Source organism: Demequina sp. NBRC 110051, from assembly GCF_002090055.1.
Lineage (GTDB): Bacteria > Actinomycetota > Actinomycetes > Actinomycetales > Demequinaceae > Demequina.
Window position 1 is genome coordinate 268,316 of record NZ_BBRH01000006.1, and the last position, 18,941, is coordinate 287,256.

Here is an 18,941-nt window from a genome sequence, read left to right on the forward strand (position 1 = left end):
GGGTGGCGCCTACCGTCGGTAGGCGCCACCCTGCAACGGGCCGATGCGTCACGCGGCCTGGGAGCCTCGGCTCACCCGGGCGGCGTGGTCGGCCGTGGCCGCGGCGACCAGTGAGAACAGGTCGCGCGGGTCGTGGGGCTCGGCGACGAGGTCCACCTCGCCGGCGAATGCGGTGCCGGCCACGGCATCGGCCAGATAGGCCAGCGCGGAGAAGTCTTCGAGCGCGAAGCCCACCGAGTCGAACACGGTGACCTGCTCGGCGGAGGTGCGGCCTGGGACGGTGCCGTCGATGACGGTCCACAGCTCCGTGACAGGGTGGTCGGGGTCGAGCTGCTGGATCTCGCCCTCGATGCGGGTCTGCGGGGTGAACTCGACGAACACGTCGCCGCGGGTGAGGATCGCGGGGTCGAGTTCAGTCTTGCCCGGGCAGTCGCCGCCGATCGCGTTGAGGTGGGTGCCGGGGGCAACCCACTCGTCGCGCACGATGGTGGCGAGGGCCTTGTCCGCGGTGCAGGTGGTGATGATGTCGGCGCCGCGGCAGGCGTCCTCGGCACTCGTGGCGCGGTAGATCTCGAAGCCCCACGGCTCGAGATTGCGGGCGACCTTGTCCATCGCGGAGGGGTCCGTGTCCCACAGGCGTAGGCGGGAGATGCCGAGCGCCGCACGCATACCGAGGGCCTGGAACTCGCTCTGGGAGCCGTTGCCGATGAGCGCCATGGTGGTCGAGTCGGGACGGGCCAGGTGGGAGGAGGCCATCGCGGACGTGGCGGCCGTGCGCAGGGCGGTCAGCAGCGTCATCTCCGCGATGAGGATCGGGTAGCCGTTGTGCACGTCGGCGAGCGCGCCGAACGCGGTGACGGTCTGGAAGCCGCGCACGGGGTTCTCGGGGTGGCCGTTGACGTACTTGAATGCGTAGCGGTCGGCATCGGCGATCGGCATCAGCTCGATGACGCCGATGGGGGAGTGAGACGCAATGCGAGGGGTCTTATCGAACTGGGGCCAGCGGCGGTAGTCGGCCTCGAGGCGGTCGCGGAGCCCCACGATCGCGTGGGCGGTGCCCGTGTGGGCGATCCAGGCGGACATGCGGGGAACGTCGACGAGCATCACCATGACTCGCCTCCTTGTCTCATCGGTGGCGGGGACAGGGAGGTCTGCCGCGTGGTGCCGTCGTTGGCTCACCTCCCTCAGTCCAGGATGACAGGGAATCGTCGCGCGAAAGTGGCCTTAGGCGCGGAAATCATGTGAGTATGGGAGGAATTACAAAGTAACGTTGCGCGCCGCGCAGGAAAGGTGCTTTGCCATGGATTCGCTCGATTCCCGCATCCTCGATCTGCTGCGCGAGGACGGTCGCGCGAGCTATCACGAGCTCGGTCAGAAGATCGGCCTGTCGGCCTCCGCAGTGAAGCGCCGCGTGGACCGGATGACCGAGGATGGCGTCATCCGCGGCTTCACGGTGCTCACGGATCCCGAGGCCGTGGGCCACGGTACCGAGGCCTACGTCGAACTGTTCTGCCGCGGCATCGTGGGGCCCAACGAGCTGCGCCGCATCCTCACCGGCATTCCCGAGGTCATCGAGGCGACCACGGTCACGGGCCAGGCCGATGCCCTGGTCACCCTGCGCGCCAAGGACACCCGGCACCTGGAGCTCGCGCTTGAGAAGGTGCGCTCGCCGCAGCAGGTGGACTCGACGCGCTCCGCGATCGTGCTGTCGCGACTTATCGAGCGGCGTGGTCAGTAGCGTCGCAGGTGCCGCCCGGGCAGTGCTGCGGCGCCTGGCGGGTGAAGCGGCGCGCGAGCGCGCAGCCCACGCACAGCCCGAAGGCGGTCTCCGCGAACAGGAGCGCCAGGCACAGCCCGCAGATGGTCTGTGCGACCGCGGTCAGTCCCAGCCAACCCAGTGAGAAGCAGCCGGCCAGCGCCATCGTGAGACCCAGGCCCCAGGCGAAGGCCTTGGAGCGCGCGTCGACCCATTCAGGCTGCTGGCGGCGTACGGCGAGAGAGCCGAGGGCGACCGTGGGCGAGGCGCCGCCCGTGACGAACAGTCGCAGCATCATGTCGACGGCGAAGAGGATGCCGAACATTCTCATGAACTGTAGGTCTCCGGTGGTGAGGCCCCAGCCCCAGGCGGCGAATCCGGCCGCGAACAACAGTCCGGCGGCCGCCCGCATGGCGCGTTCGTTGACGACGGAAACGGCGTAGCCGTCGACCCAGCGGCCGGGCGCGGGGGAGGGAGCGGGGGAGGGCGCCGCGGCGGGGGCGGGCGCGGGGGCGACGTCGTCTGGCATGCGATCACAATACCCCCTGGGGTATAGTCGTCGCGTTGCCACGGACGTGGCCTCCCTCAACGAAAGGACAGAACATGTGCATGCGAGTGACCTGTGATGTGTGCGGCAAGCCCACCTGGGCCGGCTGCGGCCAGCACGTCGAGGACGCCCTGGCTGGCGTCGCGCCCGAGAACCGCTGCCAGGGCCACAACTGATGGCGGCGACGCTGAGCCCCGTGCGCTCGTGGGCGCTCGCGCTGACGGCGGCCGTCGCGCTCGCGGGCTGCTCGGCGCCGGCTGAGTCCATCGAGCTGACCGAGGACTCGGTCGTCGTGGACGTGCGCACGCCGGCCGAATATGCCGGCGGCCACCTCGACGGCGCCGTGAACCTCGACCTGCAGTCGGCCACGTTCGCGGCCGATGTCGCCGCGCTCGACGAGGACGCCGAGTATGTCGTCTACTGCCAGTCCGGCAACCGTTCGGGTCAGGCGACGCCGGTGTTCGAGGACGCGGGCCTCACCGTCGTGGACGCGGGCGGCATCGCCGACGCCGCTGAATCCACGGGCCTCGACGTCGTCAAATAAAGCGCTACACCCAACTGGGCAGCCACATGTGTGCCTGCCAGTACCTGAAGGGGATGGGCTCGCCCGTCCAGATGGGCGTGAAGAACCCGGCGAGGACCAGTGCCACGCCCAGGAACACGCCGACGATCGCCAGCCCGCGCGGGCTCCAGGCACCCTCGAGCCGCGCGGGCTGCGCGACGCGTTGCATGGCCCACACCACGAGCAGCACCACGAACGGCGCCATGGTGACCGTATAGAACGTGAAGATGGTGCGGTGGGCGAACGGCAGCCACGGCACCCACGCCGCGAGATATCCCAGTGAGACGGTGAGCGCGAGCATGTCGCGGTGGCGGATGATCCGCCACAGCGCATACAGGAGCACCGCGAAGGCGGTCCACCAGATCAGCGGTTCGCCGATGGCATGGATGGCGCTGACGCAGCGCTCCGCGCCACAGTCGGCGTCCGGTGCGTCCTCGAAGTAGAACGCCGTGGGCCGCCACTGGAACGGCCACGTCCACGGGTTCGACTCGTAGTTGTGCGGGGTGTCGAGGCCGCGATGGAAGTCCCACATTTGCTGGTGATAGTGGATGAGGGAGTTGAGCGCATCGGGCAGCCACGTGATGCCCTCGCCGGGGCTGTCCTCGGCCCAGTGCCTCCCCCACGAGTTCTCCGAGGTGAACCACGGGATCCACGACGCCACGTAGATCAGCGGCAGCGCCACGACAGTGGTGAGGAACGCGGGGATGGCGCGCACGAACCCGCCTGCAAACCAGCCCTCGTAACCCGCGGCGCGCCGGTCGTACCAGTCGAACACCACCGACAACACGAGGAACGCCGCCATGAAGTACAGGCCGTTCCACTTCACGGTCACCGACACGGAGAACGCCACGATGGCCGCGAGCCGCCACCATCGCACCCCCAGGTTCGGCCCTCCTCCAGGCAGCCGCACCTCGGGGCCCCACCCCAGCGCCGCGCGTTCGCCCTCGGCCGCGGCGAACAGCCGCTCGCGCGTGCGGGTCCTGTCCAGGACGAGCAGCGCGAAGCCGACGATCACGAAGAACGTCAGGAAGCCATCCAGCAAGGCGGTGCGCGACAGCACCACGTGCTCGCCGTCCACGGCGAGCAGTACCCCGGCGACGGTTCCCCAGATCGTCGATCGGAAGAGCCGGCGTGCGGTGAACGCGAGGATGATGCAGGCAGCGACGCCCAGCAACGCTCCGACGACGCGCCACCCGAAGGGGGTCGCGCCGAACATCTTGATGCCAAGCCCGATCAGCAACTTGCCGGTATTCGGATGCACCACGAAGTCGCCCTCGTCGGTCAGCTGCGAGACGTCCCCGTGGGCGAAATCCTGGTTGTCTCCGCCCCATTCGCCCTCGAAGCCCAGCTCGACCAGCGAGTACGCGCCGCGCGCGTAAAACACCTCGTCAAACACGAGGTCCGTGGGAAAGCCCAAGGACCCGAAGCGCATCACGGCGGCGAACACGCCGACGACGGTCACCATGAGCGCCACGCGCCAGCGCCACAGTCTCTCCCCGATCACACGGGAAGCCTAACGGCGGGCCGCCAGAAACCTGGCAGGCCGTATGCGACGCTTGGGACCATGACAGGACGGCTTGTGCTCGCGGCCACTCCTATCGGCAATACGGCCGATGCGTCGGCGAGGCTCCGTACGGCCCTCACCGAGGCGGATGTGGTCGCCGCCGAGGACACGCGCCGCCTGCGCGACCTCGCCAGACGGCTCGAGATCGACGTCACTGCCGAGGTCCTCGCGGTGCATGACCACAACGAACGCGACCGCGCGGCGGACCTCGTGGCCCGCGCCGCGGCCGGCGCGCTCGTGGTGCTGGTCTCCGATGCCGGCATGCCGACGGTCTCCGACCCCGGCTTCCGTGTGGTCGAGGCCGCGGCGGCGGCCGGGGTGGCGGTCGAGGTGCTGCCTGGACCCTCGGCCGTGCTCACCGCGCTCGCGCTGTCGGGCCTGCCCACCGACCGGTTCTGCTTCGAAGGGTTCCTCCCGCGCAAGGAGGGCGAGCGCGCCCGCGCGCTCACCGACCTGGCGACCGAGCCCCGCACCATGGTGTTCTTCGAGGCACCGCACCGGCTCGCGGCCACGCTCGAGGCGATGACCCTCGCCTTCGGTGCCGAGCGCCCGGCAGCGGTCTCCCGCGAGCTCACCAAGACCCACGAGGAGACCCGGCGTGGGCCCCTGGCGGACCTGGCCGCCTGGGCGGGCGAGGGCGTGCGCGGCGAGATCGTCGTCACCGTCGCGGGCCGTCCGGCGCAGGCCCCCACCATGGAGGCCCTGGTCGCCGAGGCCCTCGCCCGGGTCGAGGCGGGCGAGCGCGCCAAGGACGCCGTGGCGGACCTCGCCACCACCGCGGGCGTGCCCCGGCGCGAACTGTATGCCGCCGTCCTCGCCGCGCGTCAGGGCTCCGCGTGACGGGATCTCACTCGCGGCAGCGCCGGCCCACGACCGCAGTAGCGGCCGCGCTCGCGGTCGCCGTGGTCGGCGCGGCAGGCGGCACAGCGGCGTGGGCCTACGGCCCGGACGCGGTCACGGGAGCCGAGGATGTTCCGATCCCCGCGGTGACGGTCACCGCCGAGCCCGGCGCGGCATCCCCGGGCTCAGGCATCGCCGCGGTCACAGCTCCAGACGTCTCGATGCCTCTCGATGCCCCGTCGGTGACGGCAGTCTTGGCCTTCGACATCGACGATCCGGCCTCGGTCACGGTGGTCGTCAACAAGACGCGCCCGCTCGAGCCGCTCACCTTCGCGCCGGCCGACCTCGTCGCGCTGACCGGCATCCCCGGTGGCGGCAGCCAGCGCATGCGGACCGAGGCCGCGGATGCCCTGCAGGCGATGCATGTGGCGGCGGCCGATGCCGGGGCCGGATTCTCCGTCTCGACCGCCTACCGGGCGTTCGGCTTCCAGCAGTCGCTCTTCTCCGACTACTCGGCGCGCCGCGGCGTGGGCTCGGCCGAGACGTTCTCCGCAAGGCCCGGCTACTCCGAGCACCAGACGGGCCTGGCGGTCGACATCTACGCGTCCTCGGCATGCCGCATCAAGCGCTGCTTTGGCGACGAGGCGGCCGGACAGTGGGTCGCCGAGCACGGCTGGGAGTACGGCTTTGTGGTGCGCTACCCGCGCGGCCAGCAGGACGTGACCGGCTATGTGTACGAGCCGTGGCACGTGCGCTACGTGGGTACGGACTTGGCCGCCGCGTTGGAAGAAGGCGGCGCAGCCACGCTCGAGGAGCACCTGGGCCTCCCCGCGGCCCCCGACTACGACTGACGCCTCACGGGAGAACCCAGCCACGGCATCGGCCGTTGGCACCGCCGCGAAAGGCGCCCCGCACGGTCACTAGGATGGTCGCCATGTCACGCATCCTCTCCGCTGTCGCCTGGCCGTATGCCAACGGGCCCCGTCACATCGGCCACGTCGCCGGTTTCGGCGTGCCCTCGGACGTCTTCAGCCGGTACATGCGTATGGCGGGCCACGACGTCCTCATGGTCTCGGGTACCGACGAGCACGGCACGCCGATTTTGGTCCAGGCCGAGGGCGAGGGCGTGACCCCTCAGGAACTCGCGGACCGTTACAACCGCGTCATCGTCGAGGACCTGGTGTCGCTGGGCCTCAGCTACGACCTCTTCACCCGGACCACGACCGGCAACCACTACCAGGTGGTGCAGGACATGTTCACGGCCGTGCACAAGAACGGCTACATGATCGAGCAGACCACGCGCGGCGCCATCTCGCCGTCCACGGGCCGCACCCTTCCCGACCGCTACATCGAGGGCACCTGTCCCATCTGTGGCTACGACGGCGCGCGCGGCGACCAGTGCGACAACTGCGGCAACCAGCTCGACGCGATCGACCTCAAGAACCCCGTCAGCCGCATCAACGGCGAGACGCCCAAGTTCATCGAGACCGAGCACTTCTTCCTCGACCTGCCCGCCATGGTCGAGCCGCTGTCGGACTGGCTGGGCTCGCGCCACGGCTGGCGCCCCAACGTCCTGAACTTCTCGCGCAACCTCCTCGCGGACGTGCGCCCGCGCGCCATGACGCGCGACATCGACTGGGGTATTCCGATCCCGCTGCCGGGCTGGGAGGACAACCCCGCCAAGCGCCTCTACGTCTGGTTCGACGCGGTCATCGGCTACCTGTCCGCCTCGATCGAGTGGGCGCGCCGCGAGGGCGAGCCCGACGCGTGGCGTCAGTGGTGGAACGACCCCGAGACGCTGTCCTACTACTTCATGGGCAAGGACAACATCACCTTCCACTCGCAGATCTGGCCCGCCGAGTTGCTCGCGGCCAACGGTCGCGGGTCCAAGGGCGGTCAGCTGTCGCCGTTCGGCGACCTCCAGCTGCCCACCGAGGTGGTCTCGAGCGAGTTCCTCACCATGGAGTCCGCCAAGTTCTCCTCGAGCCGCGGCCACGTCATCTACGTGCGCGACATGCTGGCCCGCTACCAGCCCGACGCGCTGCGCTACTTCATCGCGACCGCGGGTCCCGAGAGCCACGACTCCGACTTCACGTGGTCCGAGTTCAAGCGCCGCACCAACGACGAGTTGGTCGCCGGCTGGGGCAACCTCGTCAACCGCACCGCGACCCTGCTGCACAAGAATGTGGGTACCATCCCCTCGCTCGAGGGCGCGACCGACGCGGACCGCGCGGTGCTCGCCGCCTCCGAGGCCGCGTTCACGACGGTGGGCGACCTGCTGGGTGCGCACCGTCAGCGCGCGGCGATCTCCGAGGCCATGAAGGCCGTGGGCGAGGCCAACAAGTACCTGGCCGACACCGCGCCGTGGAAGCTCAAGACCGAGGATCCCGCGCGCATGGAGACCGTGCTGGGCGTCGCCGCGCAGCTGGTCACCGACGCCAACACGATGCTCGCGCCGTTCCTGCCGCACAGCGCTCAGAAGGTCCACGAGGCCCTGGGCGGCACCGACACCATCGCGCCCATGCCCCAGATGAACGAGGTCGACGACCTGGACATCGCGGGCCGCCACTACCCGGTCATCCAGGGCGACTACTCGGCCGCGCACGGCACGTGGGGCCGCAGGGACATTGTGCCCGGCACGCCCGTCGACAAGCCCTCGCCCGTGTTCGTCAAGCTCGACGACTCCATCGTGGAGGACGAGCTGCAGCGGATGCGTGGCGACGACGAGTGACGCGCCGCGGAGCCTGGCCGCCCGTCCCTGAGGCGCTCCCGGCGCCCATCGTCGACAACCACTGCCACCTCGAGTACCCGGCCGGCGACGAGCCGCTGTCCGTCGAGGCGCGGCTCGCTCAGGCGGCCGATGCCGGGGTCACCCGGGTGGTCAACATCGGCTGCGACCTGGAGTCGGCTCGCTGGACGGCCGATGCCGTGGCTAGGTTCCCGCAGATGCTTGGCGGGGTGGCGCTGCACCCCAACGACGCGGCGGTGCTCGCCGAGTCAGGTGACTACGAGGCCGCCTTCTCGGAGATCGCCTCGCTCGCGCGCGGCGAGCGCATCCGCGTGGTGGGGGAGACGGGGCTGGACTACTTCCGCACCGGGCCCGAGGGACGCGACGCGCAGCTGCGCTCCTTCCGCGACCACATCGCGCTGGCGAAGGAGCTGGACCTGCCGCTGCAGATCCACGACCGCGACGCGCACGCCGACGTCATCGAGGTGCTGCTGGCGGACGGCGCGCCCGACGTCACCGTGTTCCACTGCTTCTCCGGAGACGCCGCCATGGCGCGCCTCGCGGTGGCCGAGGGTTGGTACCTGTCGTTCGCCGGCACCGTGACCTTCAAGAACAACGATGCGCTGCGGGCCGCGGCCGCCGTGACGCCGCCCAGCCGCATGCTCGTCGAGACCGACGCGCCGTTCCTCACGCCCCATCCGCACCGTGGTCAGCCGGGTTCCCCGGCGATGGCGGCGATCACCGCCCGCACCCTCGCCGACGTGCTCGGCATGGATCTCGAGGCGTTCTGCACCCGGATCTGGGAGACCTCGAACGACCTGTATGGTCCCTGGTAGGTGACCTTTATCACCCGCCCGGCTATGGCATCGGCCGTACCTAGGACTGGCGCATCCGAATGTAACTATGAGATAACAGTCCGGTGAATCGTCGCGAAAACTGATGGCCGCGACGAGACGAAAGGATTGACCGCTTGAGTTACCGACGCACGACGCCTGCCCCTGGAGGACGCCGGGAGCAGCGTCACAAGAAGGGTGTGCGCGTGCGCACCGCTCAGGGCGTGATCGCCACCGCCGCGGTGGGCGCCTTCGCCTTCGGATCGTTCGCCTCCGTGGGTGTGAACGCCTTCGCCGCCCCCTCCTCCGAGGAGGCCGAGTCGATCGCCCAGACCACGCTGGCGCCCGTCGAGGCTGCCGCGGCGGACATCTCGATCGTCACCGAGACCAAGGAAGTCGCGATCGAGCACGGCTCGGTCGAGAAGAACGACTCATCCGAGGACAAGGGCACCGAGAAGGTCGTCACCGAGGGTGAGGACGGCACGCTGCTGGTCAGCTACAACGTCACCATGAAGGACGGCGTCGAGGTCGAGCGCGAAGAGGCCATGTCCGTGGTGGTCGAGGAGCCGGTCGACGAGGTCGTCGCCATCGGCACCCGCACCGAGCCCGCCGCACCCAAGATCCCCACCGGCGTCTCCAACTCCGGCACCAACCGCGCGATCGGCAAGGAGCTGGCCGCCGCTCGCGGCTGGACCGGCGACCAGTGGAGCTGCCTCAACGCGCTGTGGACGCGTGAATCGGGCTGGAACTCGAACGCCCACAACAGCTCTTCGGGCGCCCACGGCATCCCGCAGGCGCTGCCCGGCTCGAAGATGGCCTCGGCCGGATCCGACTGGGCCACCAACCCCGCGACGCAGATCAAGTGGGGCCTGGGCTACATCAGCGGTCGCTACGGCACCCCGTGCGCCGCGTGGGGTCACTCCGAGCGCATCGGCTGGTACTAAACCCGTGGCCGACCTGCTCGGCCCGTCCGAGATTCGCTCGCTGGCCGAGTCGCTCGGCACCGCGCCCACCAAGAAGTGGGGGCAGAACTTCGTGGTCGACGCCGGGACGGTGCGCCGCATTGTGCGCATCGCCGGCGTCCAGCCAGGCGACCACGTGGTCGAGGTGGGCCCCGGCCTGGGCTCGCTGACGCTCGCGCTGCTCGAGGCCGGTGCCCGCGTGACCGCGGTGGAGATCGACCCGATCCTCGCGGCGGCGCTGCCCGACACCGTTGCCTCGCATGCGCCGGAGGCCGCCGAGCGGCTGACGGTCATCCACCAGGACGCGCTTCGCGTGACCGAGCTGCCGACGTCGCCCGATGCGTTGGTCGCGAACCTGCCCTACAACGTCTCCGTGCCGGTGATCCTGCACTTCCTCGAGACCTTCCCCGCCCTCGCGAAGGTGCTCGTGATGGTGCAGGCCGAGGTGGCCGACCGGATCGCCGCGCCACCCGGCTCGCGCACCTACGGCATCCCGTCGGCGAAGGCTGCCTGGTACACCGCCACGCGCCGCGCGGGCGACGTGGGCCGCGCCGTGTTCTGGCCCGTGCCGCGGGTGGACTCCGCGCTGGTACTGATGGAGCGGCGCGAGCAGCCGACGACGACGGCGTCCCGCAAGGAGGTCTTCGCGGTGATCGACGCGGCGTTCGCGCAGCGACGCAAGGGGCTGCGCGGTGCGCTGTCCGGGCTTGCGGGCTCGGGCGCGGCCGCCGAGGCGGCGCTGCTGAGTGTCGGCATCCCGCCGCTGACCCGCGGTGAGCAGTTGGGCATCGAGGACTTCGCGCGCATCGCCGAGGCGCTGGCGGCTAGCGGCGGCGCTGTCGCGGACGGGTCTGGCACGCTACAGGCATGAGAGCCGTCACGGTCCGCGCCCCCGGCAAGGTCAACCTGCAACTGGCCGTCGGGGCCCTGGGCGAGGACGGCTACCACCCGCTCGCGACCGTCTTCCAGGCGGTGGACCTGTTCGAGACCGTCACCGCGACTCCCCGCGAGGACGGCGAGCTCCGCGTCACCGTGGAGGCGCCGCGCGGCTTGGGCATCGACGTCGCGGCCGTGCCCACCGGGCCCGACAACCTCGTGGTGCGCGCGGCGCAGGCGTTGCGCGACACCTACGGCGTGGACGACGGCGCGGATCTGCACATCGTCAAGGGCGTGCCCGTGGCGGGCGGCATGGCCGGGGGATCGGCCGACGCCGCCGCCGCAATGTTGGCCTGCGCCGAGGCGTGGGAGCTCGCGCTGTCGCGCGCCGAGCTGGACACCGTCGCCGCCACGATTGGCGCGGACGTCCCCTTTGCGCTGCACGGCCACACGGCCGTGGGCCTGGGGCGCGGCTCCGACCTGTCGCCCGCGATGACGCACGGCGAGTTCCACTGGGTCCTCGCCACGCAGTCGTGGGGCCTGTCCACGCCCGCCGTGTACGGCGAGTTCGACCGCCAGGTCGCGGCTGGCGAAATCGCGGTGGGGGAGCCGCGCATCAGCGAGGCCGTGATGACGGCGCTCATGGCCGGAGACGCCCACGCCCTGGGCGCGAGCCTCCACAACGACCTGCAGGGCCCGGCCCTCACGCTGGCGCCGCGCCTTCACCGCGTGATCGACGCCGCGGAGGACGCCGACGCTCTCGGCGTGATGGTGTCCGGGTCCGGACCGACCGTCGCCGCCCTGGCGCGCTCGCGCCAGCACGCGCTCGCGATCGCCGCCCACCTCAGGGCGGAGGAGGTCGCGGACACGGTGCTCACGGCATCGGCTCCCGCGACGGGCGCGACCATCCAGGCGCCGTAGGCGCCACAGGCGACCAGACGGTCACTGGCGCCTACGGGAGGCGCCCCGGCGTTACGGCGCCTTCGGCTCCTCAGGACCCGCGGCATCGGCCGTCTTGCTGGCCAGGATGGCGTCGCGGATCTCGACTAGGAGCTCGATCTCGGTAGGCGAGACAGACTCGCCCGGCGCGGGCTCGTCCTTCTTGCGGCGCTCGGCAAGCCGGTTGAGCGGCAGGACGACAAGGAAGTAGATGGCGGCGGCAACCAAGAGGAAGTTGAGCGCCGCATCGAGGACGGCGCCGAAGGACAGGATGGCATCGTCGGCAGGGTCATCAGGAGTGCCGCCGTCGCTCAGGGTCCAGGTCGCGACCTGCGCGAGGTCCGACTGACCAAAGATCGCCGCGATCAATGGGTTGATGATCGAGTTGACGAGGGCGTTGACGATGGCCGTGAAGGCCGCGCCGATGACCACGCCGACCGCGAGATCCACCACGTTGCCGCGGGTGATGAATGCCTTGAATCCCTGAATCATGACGTCCTCCCAAAAGTCGTTATGCCCGACGATAGGGCAGGACCAGGGGTGTTGTCGCTAGGCGAGGGGGGTGGTGTCCGAGCCGGGCGCCATCGGGTCGCGCTCGAAGTTGCTCAGCCCATTCCAGGCGAGGTTCACGAGGTGGGCGGCAACCTCGTCCTTGCTGGGCTCGCGCACCTCCGCCCAGTGCTGTCCGGTCAGCGCCACCATGCCCACGAGCATCTGCGAGTAGATGGGCGCCGAGGCTGGGTCGAGCCCGCGCTTGACGAACTGATGCGCGAGCAGGTGCTCCACCTGGTTGGCGACGTCGCCGATGAGCGAGGAGAACGTCCCGGAGGCCTGCGCGACGGGCGAATCGCGCACCAGGATGCGGAAGCCGTCGGGGGAGGACTCGATGTAGTCCAGCAGGGCGCGGGCGGCACGCTCGACCAGTTGGCGGGGGTGGCCGCGCTCGGCGAGGGCTCCTGACAGGGCGCCGAGGAGCGCCTCGACCTCGCGGTCGACGATGACGGCGTACACGCCTTCCTTGCCGCCAAAGTGTTCGTACACCACGGGCTTCGACACGTCGGCACGCGCCGCGATCTCCTCGACGGACGTGCCCTCGAACCCGCGCTCGGCGAACAGGGAGCGCGATACGGTGAGCAGCTGCTCGCGCCGATCGCGCGCCGTCATGCGGGCGCGGGGAGCCTTGCGTTCGTCGGTCACGGTCCCTAGTGTGCCGCGAATCCTGGCAGACTGGGGCACCCGGGTGTTGCCCGGGCCGCCGATCCGCCCTGGTGTAACGGCAGCACGCAGGCCTTTGGAGCCTCGCAGTACAGGTTCGAATCCTGTGGGCGGAGCCACGGCACCCCTCGAAATTCTGCGCTCGATCGCCCTCGCGCGTACCGCGCAACACACGGCTGGTGCGCACGAGACCGGTGAGGCTCATGGGTATCCCCATGAGCCTCACCGGCACCATGCGTCACTGCCGTGTGGTGAGCGGCACAGGCCGGGGTGCGCCGGGTGGGGCGCCGGGTGGGGCGCGGATAGAGTGAGTCCACGAGTCCGATCGACGGCGCGACCCGCGCCAGACAAGGGGATCCGGTGAGTCATTCCCGTCCCGCAGCCGTGATGATCCTCGCGGCCGGCGCAGGTACCCGCATGAAGTCCGCGACACCCAAGGTGCTCCACCAGATCGCCGGGCGCTCGCTCGTGGGCCACGCCCTCCACGCCGCCGCGGCGCTCGAGCCCCAGCGCGTGGTCGTGGTGGTGCGCCACGAGCGCGACCGTGTCGCCGCGCACATTGAGGAGCTCGCGCCTCAGGCACTGCTGGCCGATCAGGACGACATCCCCGGCACGGGACGCGCCGTCTACTGCGGCCTGTCCGCCCTCGATGCGACAGCGATCGCCGCGCAGGTCGCGGCGGGCGCCGCGGGCGACAACTCCGTGATGGAGACCCAGGTCGAAGGCGCCATCGTCGTCACGAGCGGCGACGTGCCCCTCGTCGACGGCGAGCTGCTGGGCCAGCTGGTCGACGCGCACGCCGAGCACGGCGCGGCCGTGACAGTGCTGACGGCCCAGGTGCCCGACCCCACCGGCTACGGCCGCATCGTGCGCGACGACGCGGGCGAGGTGCTCGCGATCGTCGAGCAGAAGGACGCCACGGAGGACCAGCGCGCGATCACCGAGATCAACGCCGGCATCTACGTCTTCGACGCGGCCCACCTGCGCGACGCCCTGTCCCACCTGGGGCAGGACAACGCCCAGGGCGAGATGTACCTCACCGACGTCATCGCGATCGCGCGCGCCGCGGGCGGCCACACCCACGCCTTCGTCGCGCCCGACGCCCAATCCGTCGAGGGCGTCAACGACCGCGTCCAGCTCGCCGCGCTGGGCCGCGCCCTCAACGACCGGATCGTCGAGCACTGGATGCGCGAGGGCGTCACCATCGTGGACCCCGCGACCACGTGGATCGATGCCGACGTCCAGCTCGCGCCCGACGCGACCATCCTGCCCGGCACCCAGCTGCACGGCGCCACCGAGATCGCCACCAACGCCACCGTGGGCCCCGACACCACCCTCACCGACGTCCAGGTGGGCGCCGGCGCCACCGTGACCCGCACCCACGGCACGCGTGCGGTCATCGACGGCGGGGCAACCGTCGGGCCCTTCTCGTTCCTGCGTCCAGGCACGCACCTGGGAGCCGACGGCAAGATCGGCGCCTTCGTCGAGACCAAGAACGCCGCCATCGGCGCCCACTCGAAGGTCCCGCACCTGTCGTATGTGGGTGACGCGACCATCGGCGAGCACAGCAACATCGGCGCCGCGACGATCTTCGTCAACTACGACGGCGTCCATAAGCACCACACCACGGTGGGAAGCCACGTGCGCATCGGCTCCGACAACCAGCTGATCGCGCCGGTCACGATCGGCGACGGTGCGTACACGGGCGCCGGTGCGACCGTCCGTCGCGACGTCCCCGCGGGATCGCTCGCGCGCAACCACGTGCCCCAGCAGGTCGTGGACGGGTGGGTCGTGTCGCGCAGGCCAGGCACGGCATCGGCCAAGGCGGCGAAGGCCGCGACCGAGGAGCCGCAGTCGGCGACGAGCCCCGAGGCGGAGCCGCCCACGCACCCCGACGAGCGCTGATCAGGACCGTCGCCACACCACGCACCCCCGCGCGGCCATTAGAGTAGAGCCTGCGCCTGCCCAGAACTCGACATGAGGAGTGTCATGAGCTCAGACATCTCGCACGCTAGCGAGAAGCGGATGGTCCTAGCGAGTGGTCGGGCACACCCCGAGCTCGCCGATGCGGTGGCCTCCGAGCTGGGCATCGAACTCCTCCCGACCACCGCGTACACCTTCGCCAACGGCGAGCTGTATGTGCGCTTCGGTGAGTCGGTGCGTGGCGCGGACGCGTTCGTCCTGCAGTCGCACGCGGCGCCCATCAACGAGGCGATCATGGAGCAGTTGATCATGGTCGACGCGCTCAAGCGTGCCTCGGCCAAGCGCATCACCGTGATCATGCCCTGCTACGGCTACGCCCGTCAGGACAAGAAGCACAAGGGCCGCGAGCCGATCTCCGCCCGCCTGATGGCCGACCTGTTCAAGACCGCAGGCGCCGACCGCATCATGTCGGTGGACCTGCACACGTCGCAGATCCAGGGCTTCTTCGACGGCCCCGTCGACCACCTGTGGGCCATGCCGCTGCTCGCGCAGTACGTGCGCTCGCGCGTCGCCCCCGACAACCTGACGATCGTCTCGCCCGACGCGGGCCGCGTGCGCCTGGCCGACCAGTGGTCCGACCACATGGGTGCCCCGCTCGCGATCATCCACAAGCGTCGCGACCCGTCCGTGCCCAACCAGGTCAAGGTGCACGAGCTGGTCGGTGAGGTCGAGGGCCGCACCTGTGTGCTGGTCGACGACATGATCGACACCGGCGGCACCATCGTGCAGGCCGCCGAGGCCCTGTTCGAGAACGGCGCCAAGGACGTCATCGTCGCCTCGACGCACGGACTGCTGTCGGGCCCCGCGGTCCAGCGCCTGCGCGATTCCGGCGTGAGCGAGGTCGTCATCACCGACACCCTGCCGGTGCCCGAGGAGTCCCGCTTCGACAAGCTCACCATCCTGTCGATCGCGCCTCTGCTCGCTCGCGCCGTGCGGGAGATCTTCGACGACGGTTCCGTCACCAGCCTGTTCAACGGCAACGTCTGATGTCAGGCGGCCGATGCGGTCGCCGGCTTAGGGGCGCCCCTCACCTGCGGTGAGGGGCGCTTCTGCCCGTGCGGCCAGTGCGGCCGCGTCGCGCAGCGGCAGCCAACTCCACGCGATGAGCGCGCACGTGGTGCCCACGGCCCAGCCGGCGATGACGTCGGTGGGGTGGTGCATGCCGCGGTAGACGCGCGAGAGTCCCACACCCACGGGCACCACGACGCAGATGACCTGCACGGACACGCGCAGGCCGGCGTTCTGGATGCGCGTCGCGCACAGCGCGAAGGCGAGGTACACGGCGGTCGAGGCCCCCGTGTGGCCGCTGGGAAAGCTCGAGGTGGGCGGCGCGTGATCGAGCTGCTCGACCTCGGGGCGCTCGCGGCCCACGACGATGGAGGCGGTCAGGAACACGAGGGCCTCGACGCCGAGCGCGAGCGCCGGCACCATCGCGAACCACCATTGTTTGGTCTGCCACCACACGATGACGACCACAAGGAGGCATGTGGCCATCAGGACCTGGGTGTTGCCCATCTCGGAGACCACCGCCGTGACGGTGTTCATGGCAGGGGTGCGCACGTCGACGAAGGCCTCGCTGATGGCGCGCTCGTCGAGCGCGACGACGTCGACGACGAGGAATCCCACTCCCACGACGGCGACCCACAGGACGGCGGCGGGAAAGAGGACGCGGCGCAGCATCGCCCGTCCGGTTTCGCGTCCGGTGGGCGCGACGGGCCAAGGTCCGGGGGAGATCACTCTCATCACATCCTCGCGTAGCGGGCGCGGACAAACGAGTACAGGCCGTAGGCGGCAAAGCCGACGCCGACGAGCACCACGATGATCTGCCCACCGGGCAGGTCGAGCAGGCTCTGGACCGCGCCGTCGAGGCCCTCGGCCTTGTCGGGATCGGCGGTGACGGCCGCGTAGGTGATCAGGGCGCCCACGGCGCCGAGTGCGATGCCCTTCGCGATGTACCCGACCATGCCGAGCCCGCGCACGGCCTTACCCGATCCGCGCGGGACGCCCGTGAGGTCCTCCAGGAACTTCTTCTTGGCGCCCTTCACGATGTGGAAGAGGCCCGCCGCGATGATGCCGAGGCCCACCGCGCCGACGATGAACTGGCCGCCGGGCCACCCCAGCGCCGTCGACACCAGGCCCTCGGCCTGCTGGTCGTCGCTGCCGCCAGACGAGCCCATCGCGACCGACGCGGCGGTGACCGCGAGAACCAGGTACACACCTGCCTTGGCGAGCGCCTTGAAACGGTCGCTCGCCTTGCGGTGGGAGAGTGTGGCATCGGCCAACTGCCATAGGCCCAGCGCCGCGAAGGCGACCACAGCGATCCAGAGCAGGACCGCGCCAAGGGTGGATTCGCCCACCTGAGACAGCGCGTTGCTGGAGCTCGCCTCCTCGCCGCCGCCTCCGAAGGCGACTTGTGCGATGAGGTAGCCGAGCATGAGGTGGAGACCGCCGGAGACGGCGTACCCTGCGCGGGCGCCCTTCTCCCAGGCGTCTCCGCTGGAGCCCTGCCTGATGGACGTCGGTGTCGTAGCCATGCGCCTAACAACATTCGGCGAGGCCGGTCGTATTCCGCGTGCCGCCGTCGACGTGCCCGAGCGGGGCGGCGTCGGGTACACTATTCGAGTTCCACGGCGAGGTTGGGCCCCTCTGGGCGCCGACGTGATCGACGCGGCGGTGTGATGTTTGACGCCTGCCTTGCCTGGCTCCACCACCGACTCCCAAGGAGAACCCCATGTCTGACAAGCTTGTGCTCGCGGCAGAGATCCGCAGCGACTTCGGTAAGGGCTTCGCCCGCCGCATCCGCGCCAATGACAAGATCCCCGCGGTCCTGTACGGCCACGGCGCCGCCCCCGTGCACCTGACCCTGCCCGGCCACGACACGATGATGGCGCTGAAGAACTCGAACGCGCTCCTCACGGTGCAGTTCGACGGCAAGGAAGAGCTCGCCGTCCCGAAGGACGTGCAGCGTCACCCCATCAAGCCGTGGATCGTCCACGTCGACCTGCTCATCGTGAAGAAGGGCGAGAAGATCGTCGTCGACATCCCGCTGCACCTCGAGGGCGAGTCGGCTCCTGGCACCATCCACTTCCAGGAGGCCTCGACCCTCCAGGTGCTCGCCGAGGCGACCCACCTGCCCGAGTCCTTCACGGTCTCGATCGAGGGACTCGAGGAGGGCGCGAAGATCCTCGCCTCCGACGTGAACCTCCCCAAGGGCATCGAGCTCGCCGGTGACGTCGACCAGCAGATCGCCTCCATCGCCGCGCCGCAGGCGCAGGAGGAGGACGACGCGGCTGCCGAGGAGGCCCCCGCGGCCGCCGAGGGCGACGAGGCCTAAGCCTTTCGCGTATTCGTGACACGAGGCGCCCGTCACCGCTGGTGGCGGGCGCCTCGTGCGTCACGGCAGACTTCCACCCATGAGGAGACACCGTTGAGCGCGCTCGTGATCGGCCTGGGCAACCCGGGCGAGGAGTATGCGGGGACCCGCCACAACATCGGCCAGATGGTGGTCGATGAACTCGCAGCGCGCGGCGGTGGGGCGCTGTCGGTGCACAAGAAGACCCGCACCAGGGCCGCGACGGTGCGCCTCGCGGGCCAGGCCGTCGTGGTCGCGGTGCCGATGTCCTACATGAACGTCTCCGGCGGCCCCGTGTCCTCGCTCGCCAAGTACCAGTCGGTCGAGCCGACCGCCGTGATCGTGGTCCACGACGAGCTCGATATCCCGTTTGGCGAGGTGCGGCTCAAGCGCGGCGGCGGCTCGGGCGGCCACAACGGGCTGAAGGACATCACCAAGGCGCTCGGCACGCCCGACTACATCCGCGTGCGCGTCGGCATTGGCCGCCCGCCAGGCCGCATGGATGCCGCGACCTTCGTGCTCAAGCCCTTCTCTGCCGCAGAGCGCAAGGAACTCGACCTGCTGATCTCCGACGGCGCCGACGCCGTCGAGTCCGTGATCGAGCACGGACTTGAGGCCACGCAACAGCGCTTCCACTCGCCTCGCTAGGCCCGCCTGACGTCGGCTTGGCTCGGCCTGTGGGTCGGTTTGGCCCACACCTGTGACGCATGTGTGCCGGTGGTGCTCCGGTGCGCGTCACACCAGCCGCTCGCGCCACTCGCGCCCCAACTGTGGGCCAAACCGA

The 18,941-nt window shown here is 70.2% G+C and carries 20 protein-coding genes and 1 tRNA gene; 14 read left to right on the forward strand and 7 right to left on the reverse strand.

The window, feature by feature from the left end; all coding sequences use genetic code 11:
• Positions 1 to 48 precede the first annotated feature (48 nt).
• A complete protein-coding gene (locus tag B7K20_RS01165) occupies positions 49 to 1,110 on the reverse strand; it encodes an ornithine cyclodeaminase (RefSeq protein ID WP_084099675.1) in 1,062 nt (353 codons plus the stop codon).
• Positions 1,111 to 1,300: 190 nt separating this feature from the next.
• Between B7K20_RS01165 and B7K20_RS01170 the strand changes: the two genes are divergently transcribed.
• Positions 1,301 to 1,738 (forward strand): Lrp/AsnC family transcriptional regulator, encoded by a 438-nt coding sequence (locus B7K20_RS01170; RefSeq protein ID WP_084099676.1) that lies wholly within the window; start codon positions 1,301 to 1,303, stop codon positions 1,736 to 1,738.
• Here B7K20_RS01170 and B7K20_RS01175 read toward each other — a convergent pair.
• A complete protein-coding gene (locus tag B7K20_RS01175; protein ID WP_084099677.1) occupies positions 1,716 to 2,285 on the reverse strand; it encodes a DUF4395 domain-containing protein in 570 nt (189 codons plus the stop codon). The two genes, B7K20_RS01170 and B7K20_RS01175, sit on opposite strands and share 23 nt — an antisense overlap.
• Before the next feature lie 193 nt (positions 2,286 to 2,478).
• On the opposite strand from B7K20_RS01175, the gene B7K20_RS01180 reads away from it, so the two are divergent.
• Positions 2,479 to 2,847: a rhodanese-like domain-containing protein gene (locus B7K20_RS01180; RefSeq protein ID WP_200808996.1), complete on the forward strand. Its 369-nt coding sequence runs from the start codon at positions 2,479 to 2,481 to the stop codon at positions 2,845 to 2,847.
• Between the two features lie 4 nt (positions 2,848 to 2,851).
• On the opposite strand, the gene B7K20_RS01185 is transcribed toward B7K20_RS01180, so the two are convergent.
• Positions 2,852 to 4,369 carry a dolichyl-phosphate-mannose--protein mannosyltransferase gene (locus B7K20_RS01185; RefSeq protein WP_084099678.1) on the reverse strand — a complete coding sequence of 506 codons (1,518 nt, stop codon included), beginning with the start codon at positions 4,367 to 4,369 and terminating at the stop codon, positions 2,852 to 2,854.
• A gap of 60 nt (positions 4,370 to 4,429) precedes the next feature.
• Here B7K20_RS01185 and rsmI point away from each other — a divergent pair, with 60 nt between their 5' ends.
• The 7 genes from rsmI to B7K20_RS01220 all read left to right on the forward strand — a co-directional run bounded on the left by rsmI (position 4,430) and on the right by B7K20_RS01220 (position 11,589).
• Positions 4,430 to 5,269: a 16S rRNA (cytidine(1402)-2'-O)-methyltransferase gene (gene rsmI / locus B7K20_RS01190; protein WP_084099679.1), complete on the forward strand. Its 840-nt coding sequence runs from the start codon at positions 4,430 to 4,432 to the stop codon at positions 5,267 to 5,269.
• On the forward strand, positions 5,266 to 6,120 hold the full coding sequence (locus tag B7K20_RS01195) for a M15 family metallopeptidase (protein WP_084099680.1): 855 nt from the start codon (positions 5,266 to 5,268) through the stop codon (positions 6,118 to 6,120). Before rsmI ends, B7K20_RS01195 begins: the two co-directional genes overlap by 4 nt.
• 83 nt (positions 6,121 to 6,203) lie before the next feature.
• Entirely contained in the window at positions 6,204 to 8,000 is a 1,797-nt protein-coding gene (metG, locus tag B7K20_RS01200) for a methionine--tRNA ligase (RefSeq protein WP_084099681.1), read from the forward strand.
• Positions 7,997 to 8,833, forward strand: coding sequence for a TatD family hydrolase (locus B7K20_RS01205; protein ID WP_084099682.1), 837 nt, complete (start codon positions 7,997 to 7,999; stop codon positions 8,831 to 8,833). Before metG ends, B7K20_RS01205 begins: the two co-directional genes overlap by 4 nt.
• Positions 8,834 to 8,967: 134 nt before the next feature.
• Entirely contained in the window at positions 8,968 to 9,774 is an 807-nt protein-coding gene (locus tag B7K20_RS01210; protein WP_084099683.1) for a G5 domain-containing protein, read from the forward strand.
• A 4-nt stretch (positions 9,775 to 9,778) separates the two neighbouring features.
• Positions 9,779 to 10,663 carry a 16S rRNA (adenine(1518)-N(6)/adenine(1519)-N(6))-dimethyltransferase RsmA gene (gene rsmA / locus B7K20_RS01215; protein ID WP_084099684.1) on the forward strand — a complete coding sequence of 295 codons (885 nt, stop codon included), beginning with the start codon at positions 9,779 to 9,781 and terminating at the stop codon, positions 10,661 to 10,663.
• Entirely contained in the window at positions 10,660 to 11,589 is a 930-nt protein-coding gene (locus B7K20_RS01220) for a 4-(cytidine 5'-diphospho)-2-C-methyl-D-erythritol kinase (protein ID WP_084099685.1), read from the forward strand. The genes rsmA and B7K20_RS01220 overlap by 4 nt, the downstream gene beginning before the upstream one ends.
• A 51-nt stretch (positions 11,590 to 11,640) precedes the next feature.
• On the opposite strand, the gene mscL is transcribed toward B7K20_RS01220, so the two are convergent.
• Together mscL and B7K20_RS01230 are read right to left on the reverse strand one after the other, a co-directional pair.
• Positions 11,641 to 12,099: a large conductance mechanosensitive channel protein MscL gene (gene mscL, locus B7K20_RS01225; protein WP_084099686.1), complete on the reverse strand. Its 459-nt coding sequence runs from the start codon at positions 12,097 to 12,099 to the stop codon at positions 11,641 to 11,643.
• A gap of 57 nt (positions 12,100 to 12,156) precedes the next feature.
• Positions 12,157 to 12,771 (reverse strand): TetR/AcrR family transcriptional regulator, encoded by a 615-nt coding sequence (locus B7K20_RS01230; RefSeq protein ID WP_084099772.1) that lies wholly within the window; start codon positions 12,769 to 12,771, stop codon positions 12,157 to 12,159.
• A 95-nt stretch (positions 12,772 to 12,866) separates the two neighbouring features.
• Between B7K20_RS01230 and B7K20_RS01235 the strand changes: the two genes are divergently transcribed.
• The 3 genes from B7K20_RS01235 to B7K20_RS01245 all read left to right on the forward strand — a co-directional run bounded on the left by B7K20_RS01235 (position 12,867) and on the right by B7K20_RS01245 (position 15,792).
• Positions 12,867 to 12,941 (forward strand) — tRNA-Gln (locus tag B7K20_RS01235).
• Positions 12,942 to 13,182: 241 nt separating this feature from the next.
• Positions 13,183 to 14,727, forward strand: a complete 1,545-nt coding sequence (glmU, locus tag B7K20_RS01240; protein ID WP_084099687.1) for a bifunctional UDP-N-acetylglucosamine diphosphorylase/glucosamine-1-phosphate N-acetyltransferase GlmU — start codon at positions 13,183 to 13,185, stop codon at positions 14,725 to 14,727.
• Positions 14,728 to 14,811: 84 nt separating this feature from the next.
• Positions 14,812 to 15,792 carry a ribose-phosphate diphosphokinase gene (locus B7K20_RS01245; protein ID WP_084099688.1) on the forward strand — a complete coding sequence of 327 codons (981 nt, stop codon included), beginning with the start codon at positions 14,812 to 14,814 and terminating at the stop codon, positions 15,790 to 15,792.
• 27 nt (positions 15,793 to 15,819) lie between these two features.
• Here the strand turns inward: B7K20_RS01245 and B7K20_RS01250 are convergent, their stop codons facing one another.
• Entirely contained in the window at positions 15,820 to 16,548 is a 729-nt protein-coding gene (locus B7K20_RS01250; RefSeq protein ID WP_084099689.1) for a phosphatase PAP2 family protein, read from the reverse strand.
• Complete coding sequence (locus B7K20_RS01255; protein WP_084099690.1) at positions 16,548 to 17,339, reverse strand: DUF1206 domain-containing protein; 792 nt, start codon at positions 17,337 to 17,339, stop codon at positions 16,548 to 16,550. Before B7K20_RS01255 ends, B7K20_RS01250 begins: the two co-directional genes overlap by 1 nt.
• A gap of 197 nt (positions 17,340 to 17,536) precedes the next feature.
• Between B7K20_RS01255 and B7K20_RS01260 the strand changes: the two genes are divergently transcribed.
• Together B7K20_RS01260 and pth are read left to right on the forward strand one after the other, a co-directional pair.
• Positions 17,537 to 18,139: a 50S ribosomal protein L25/general stress protein Ctc gene (locus B7K20_RS01260; protein WP_084099691.1), complete on the forward strand. Its 603-nt coding sequence runs from the start codon at positions 17,537 to 17,539 to the stop codon at positions 18,137 to 18,139.
• A 93-nt stretch (positions 18,140 to 18,232) separates the two neighbouring features.
• Positions 18,233 to 18,805: an aminoacyl-tRNA hydrolase gene (gene pth, locus B7K20_RS01265; RefSeq protein WP_200808999.1), complete on the forward strand. Its 573-nt coding sequence runs from the start codon at positions 18,233 to 18,235 to the stop codon at positions 18,803 to 18,805.
• The last annotated feature ends 136 nt before the right edge of the window (positions 18,806 to 18,941 follow it).

Coding starts and splice junctions, on each gene's coding strand:
- metG (WP_084099681.1), top strand. CDS start 6,204: ATGTCACGCATCCTCTCCGCTGTCGCCTGGCCGTATGCCAACGGGCCC.
- B7K20_RS01230 (WP_084099772.1), bottom strand. CDS start 12,771: ATGACGGCGCGCGATCGGCGCGAGCAGCTGCTCACCGTATCGCGCTCC.
- B7K20_RS01260 (WP_084099691.1), top strand. CDS start 17,537: ATGTCTGACAAGCTTGTGCTCGCGGCAGAGATCCGCAGCGACTTCGGT.
- B7K20_RS01245 (WP_084099688.1), top strand. CDS start 14,812: ATGAGCTCAGACATCTCGCACGCTAGCGAGAAGCGGATGGTCCTAGCG.
- B7K20_RS01175 (WP_084099677.1), bottom strand. CDS start 2,285: ATGCCAGACGACGTCGCCCCCGCGCCCGCCCCCGCCGCGGCGCCCTCC.
- rsmI (WP_084099679.1), top strand. CDS start 4,430: ATGACAGGACGGCTTGTGCTCGCGGCCACTCCTATCGGCAATACGGCC.
- B7K20_RS01180 (WP_200808996.1), top strand. CDS start 2,479: ATGGCGGCGACGCTGAGCCCCGTGCGCTCGTGGGCGCTCGCGCTGACG.
- B7K20_RS01250 (WP_084099689.1), bottom strand. CDS start 16,548: ATGAGAGTGATCTCCCCCGGACCTTGGCCCGTCGCGCCCACCGGACGC.
- B7K20_RS01255 (WP_084099690.1), bottom strand. CDS start 17,339: ATGGCTACGACACCGACGTCCATCAGGCAGGGCTCCAGCGGAGACGCC.
- B7K20_RS01165 (WP_084099675.1), bottom strand. CDS start 1,110: ATGGTGATGCTCGTCGACGTTCCCCGCATGTCCGCCTGGATCGCCCAC.
- B7K20_RS01220 (WP_084099685.1), top strand. CDS start 10,660: ATGAGAGCCGTCACGGTCCGCGCCCCCGGCAAGGTCAACCTGCAACTG.
- mscL (WP_084099686.1), bottom strand. CDS start 12,099: ATGATTCAGGGATTCAAGGCATTCATCACCCGCGGCAACGTGGTGGAT.
- B7K20_RS01170 (WP_084099676.1), top strand. CDS start 1,301: ATGGATTCGCTCGATTCCCGCATCCTCGATCTGCTGCGCGAGGACGGT.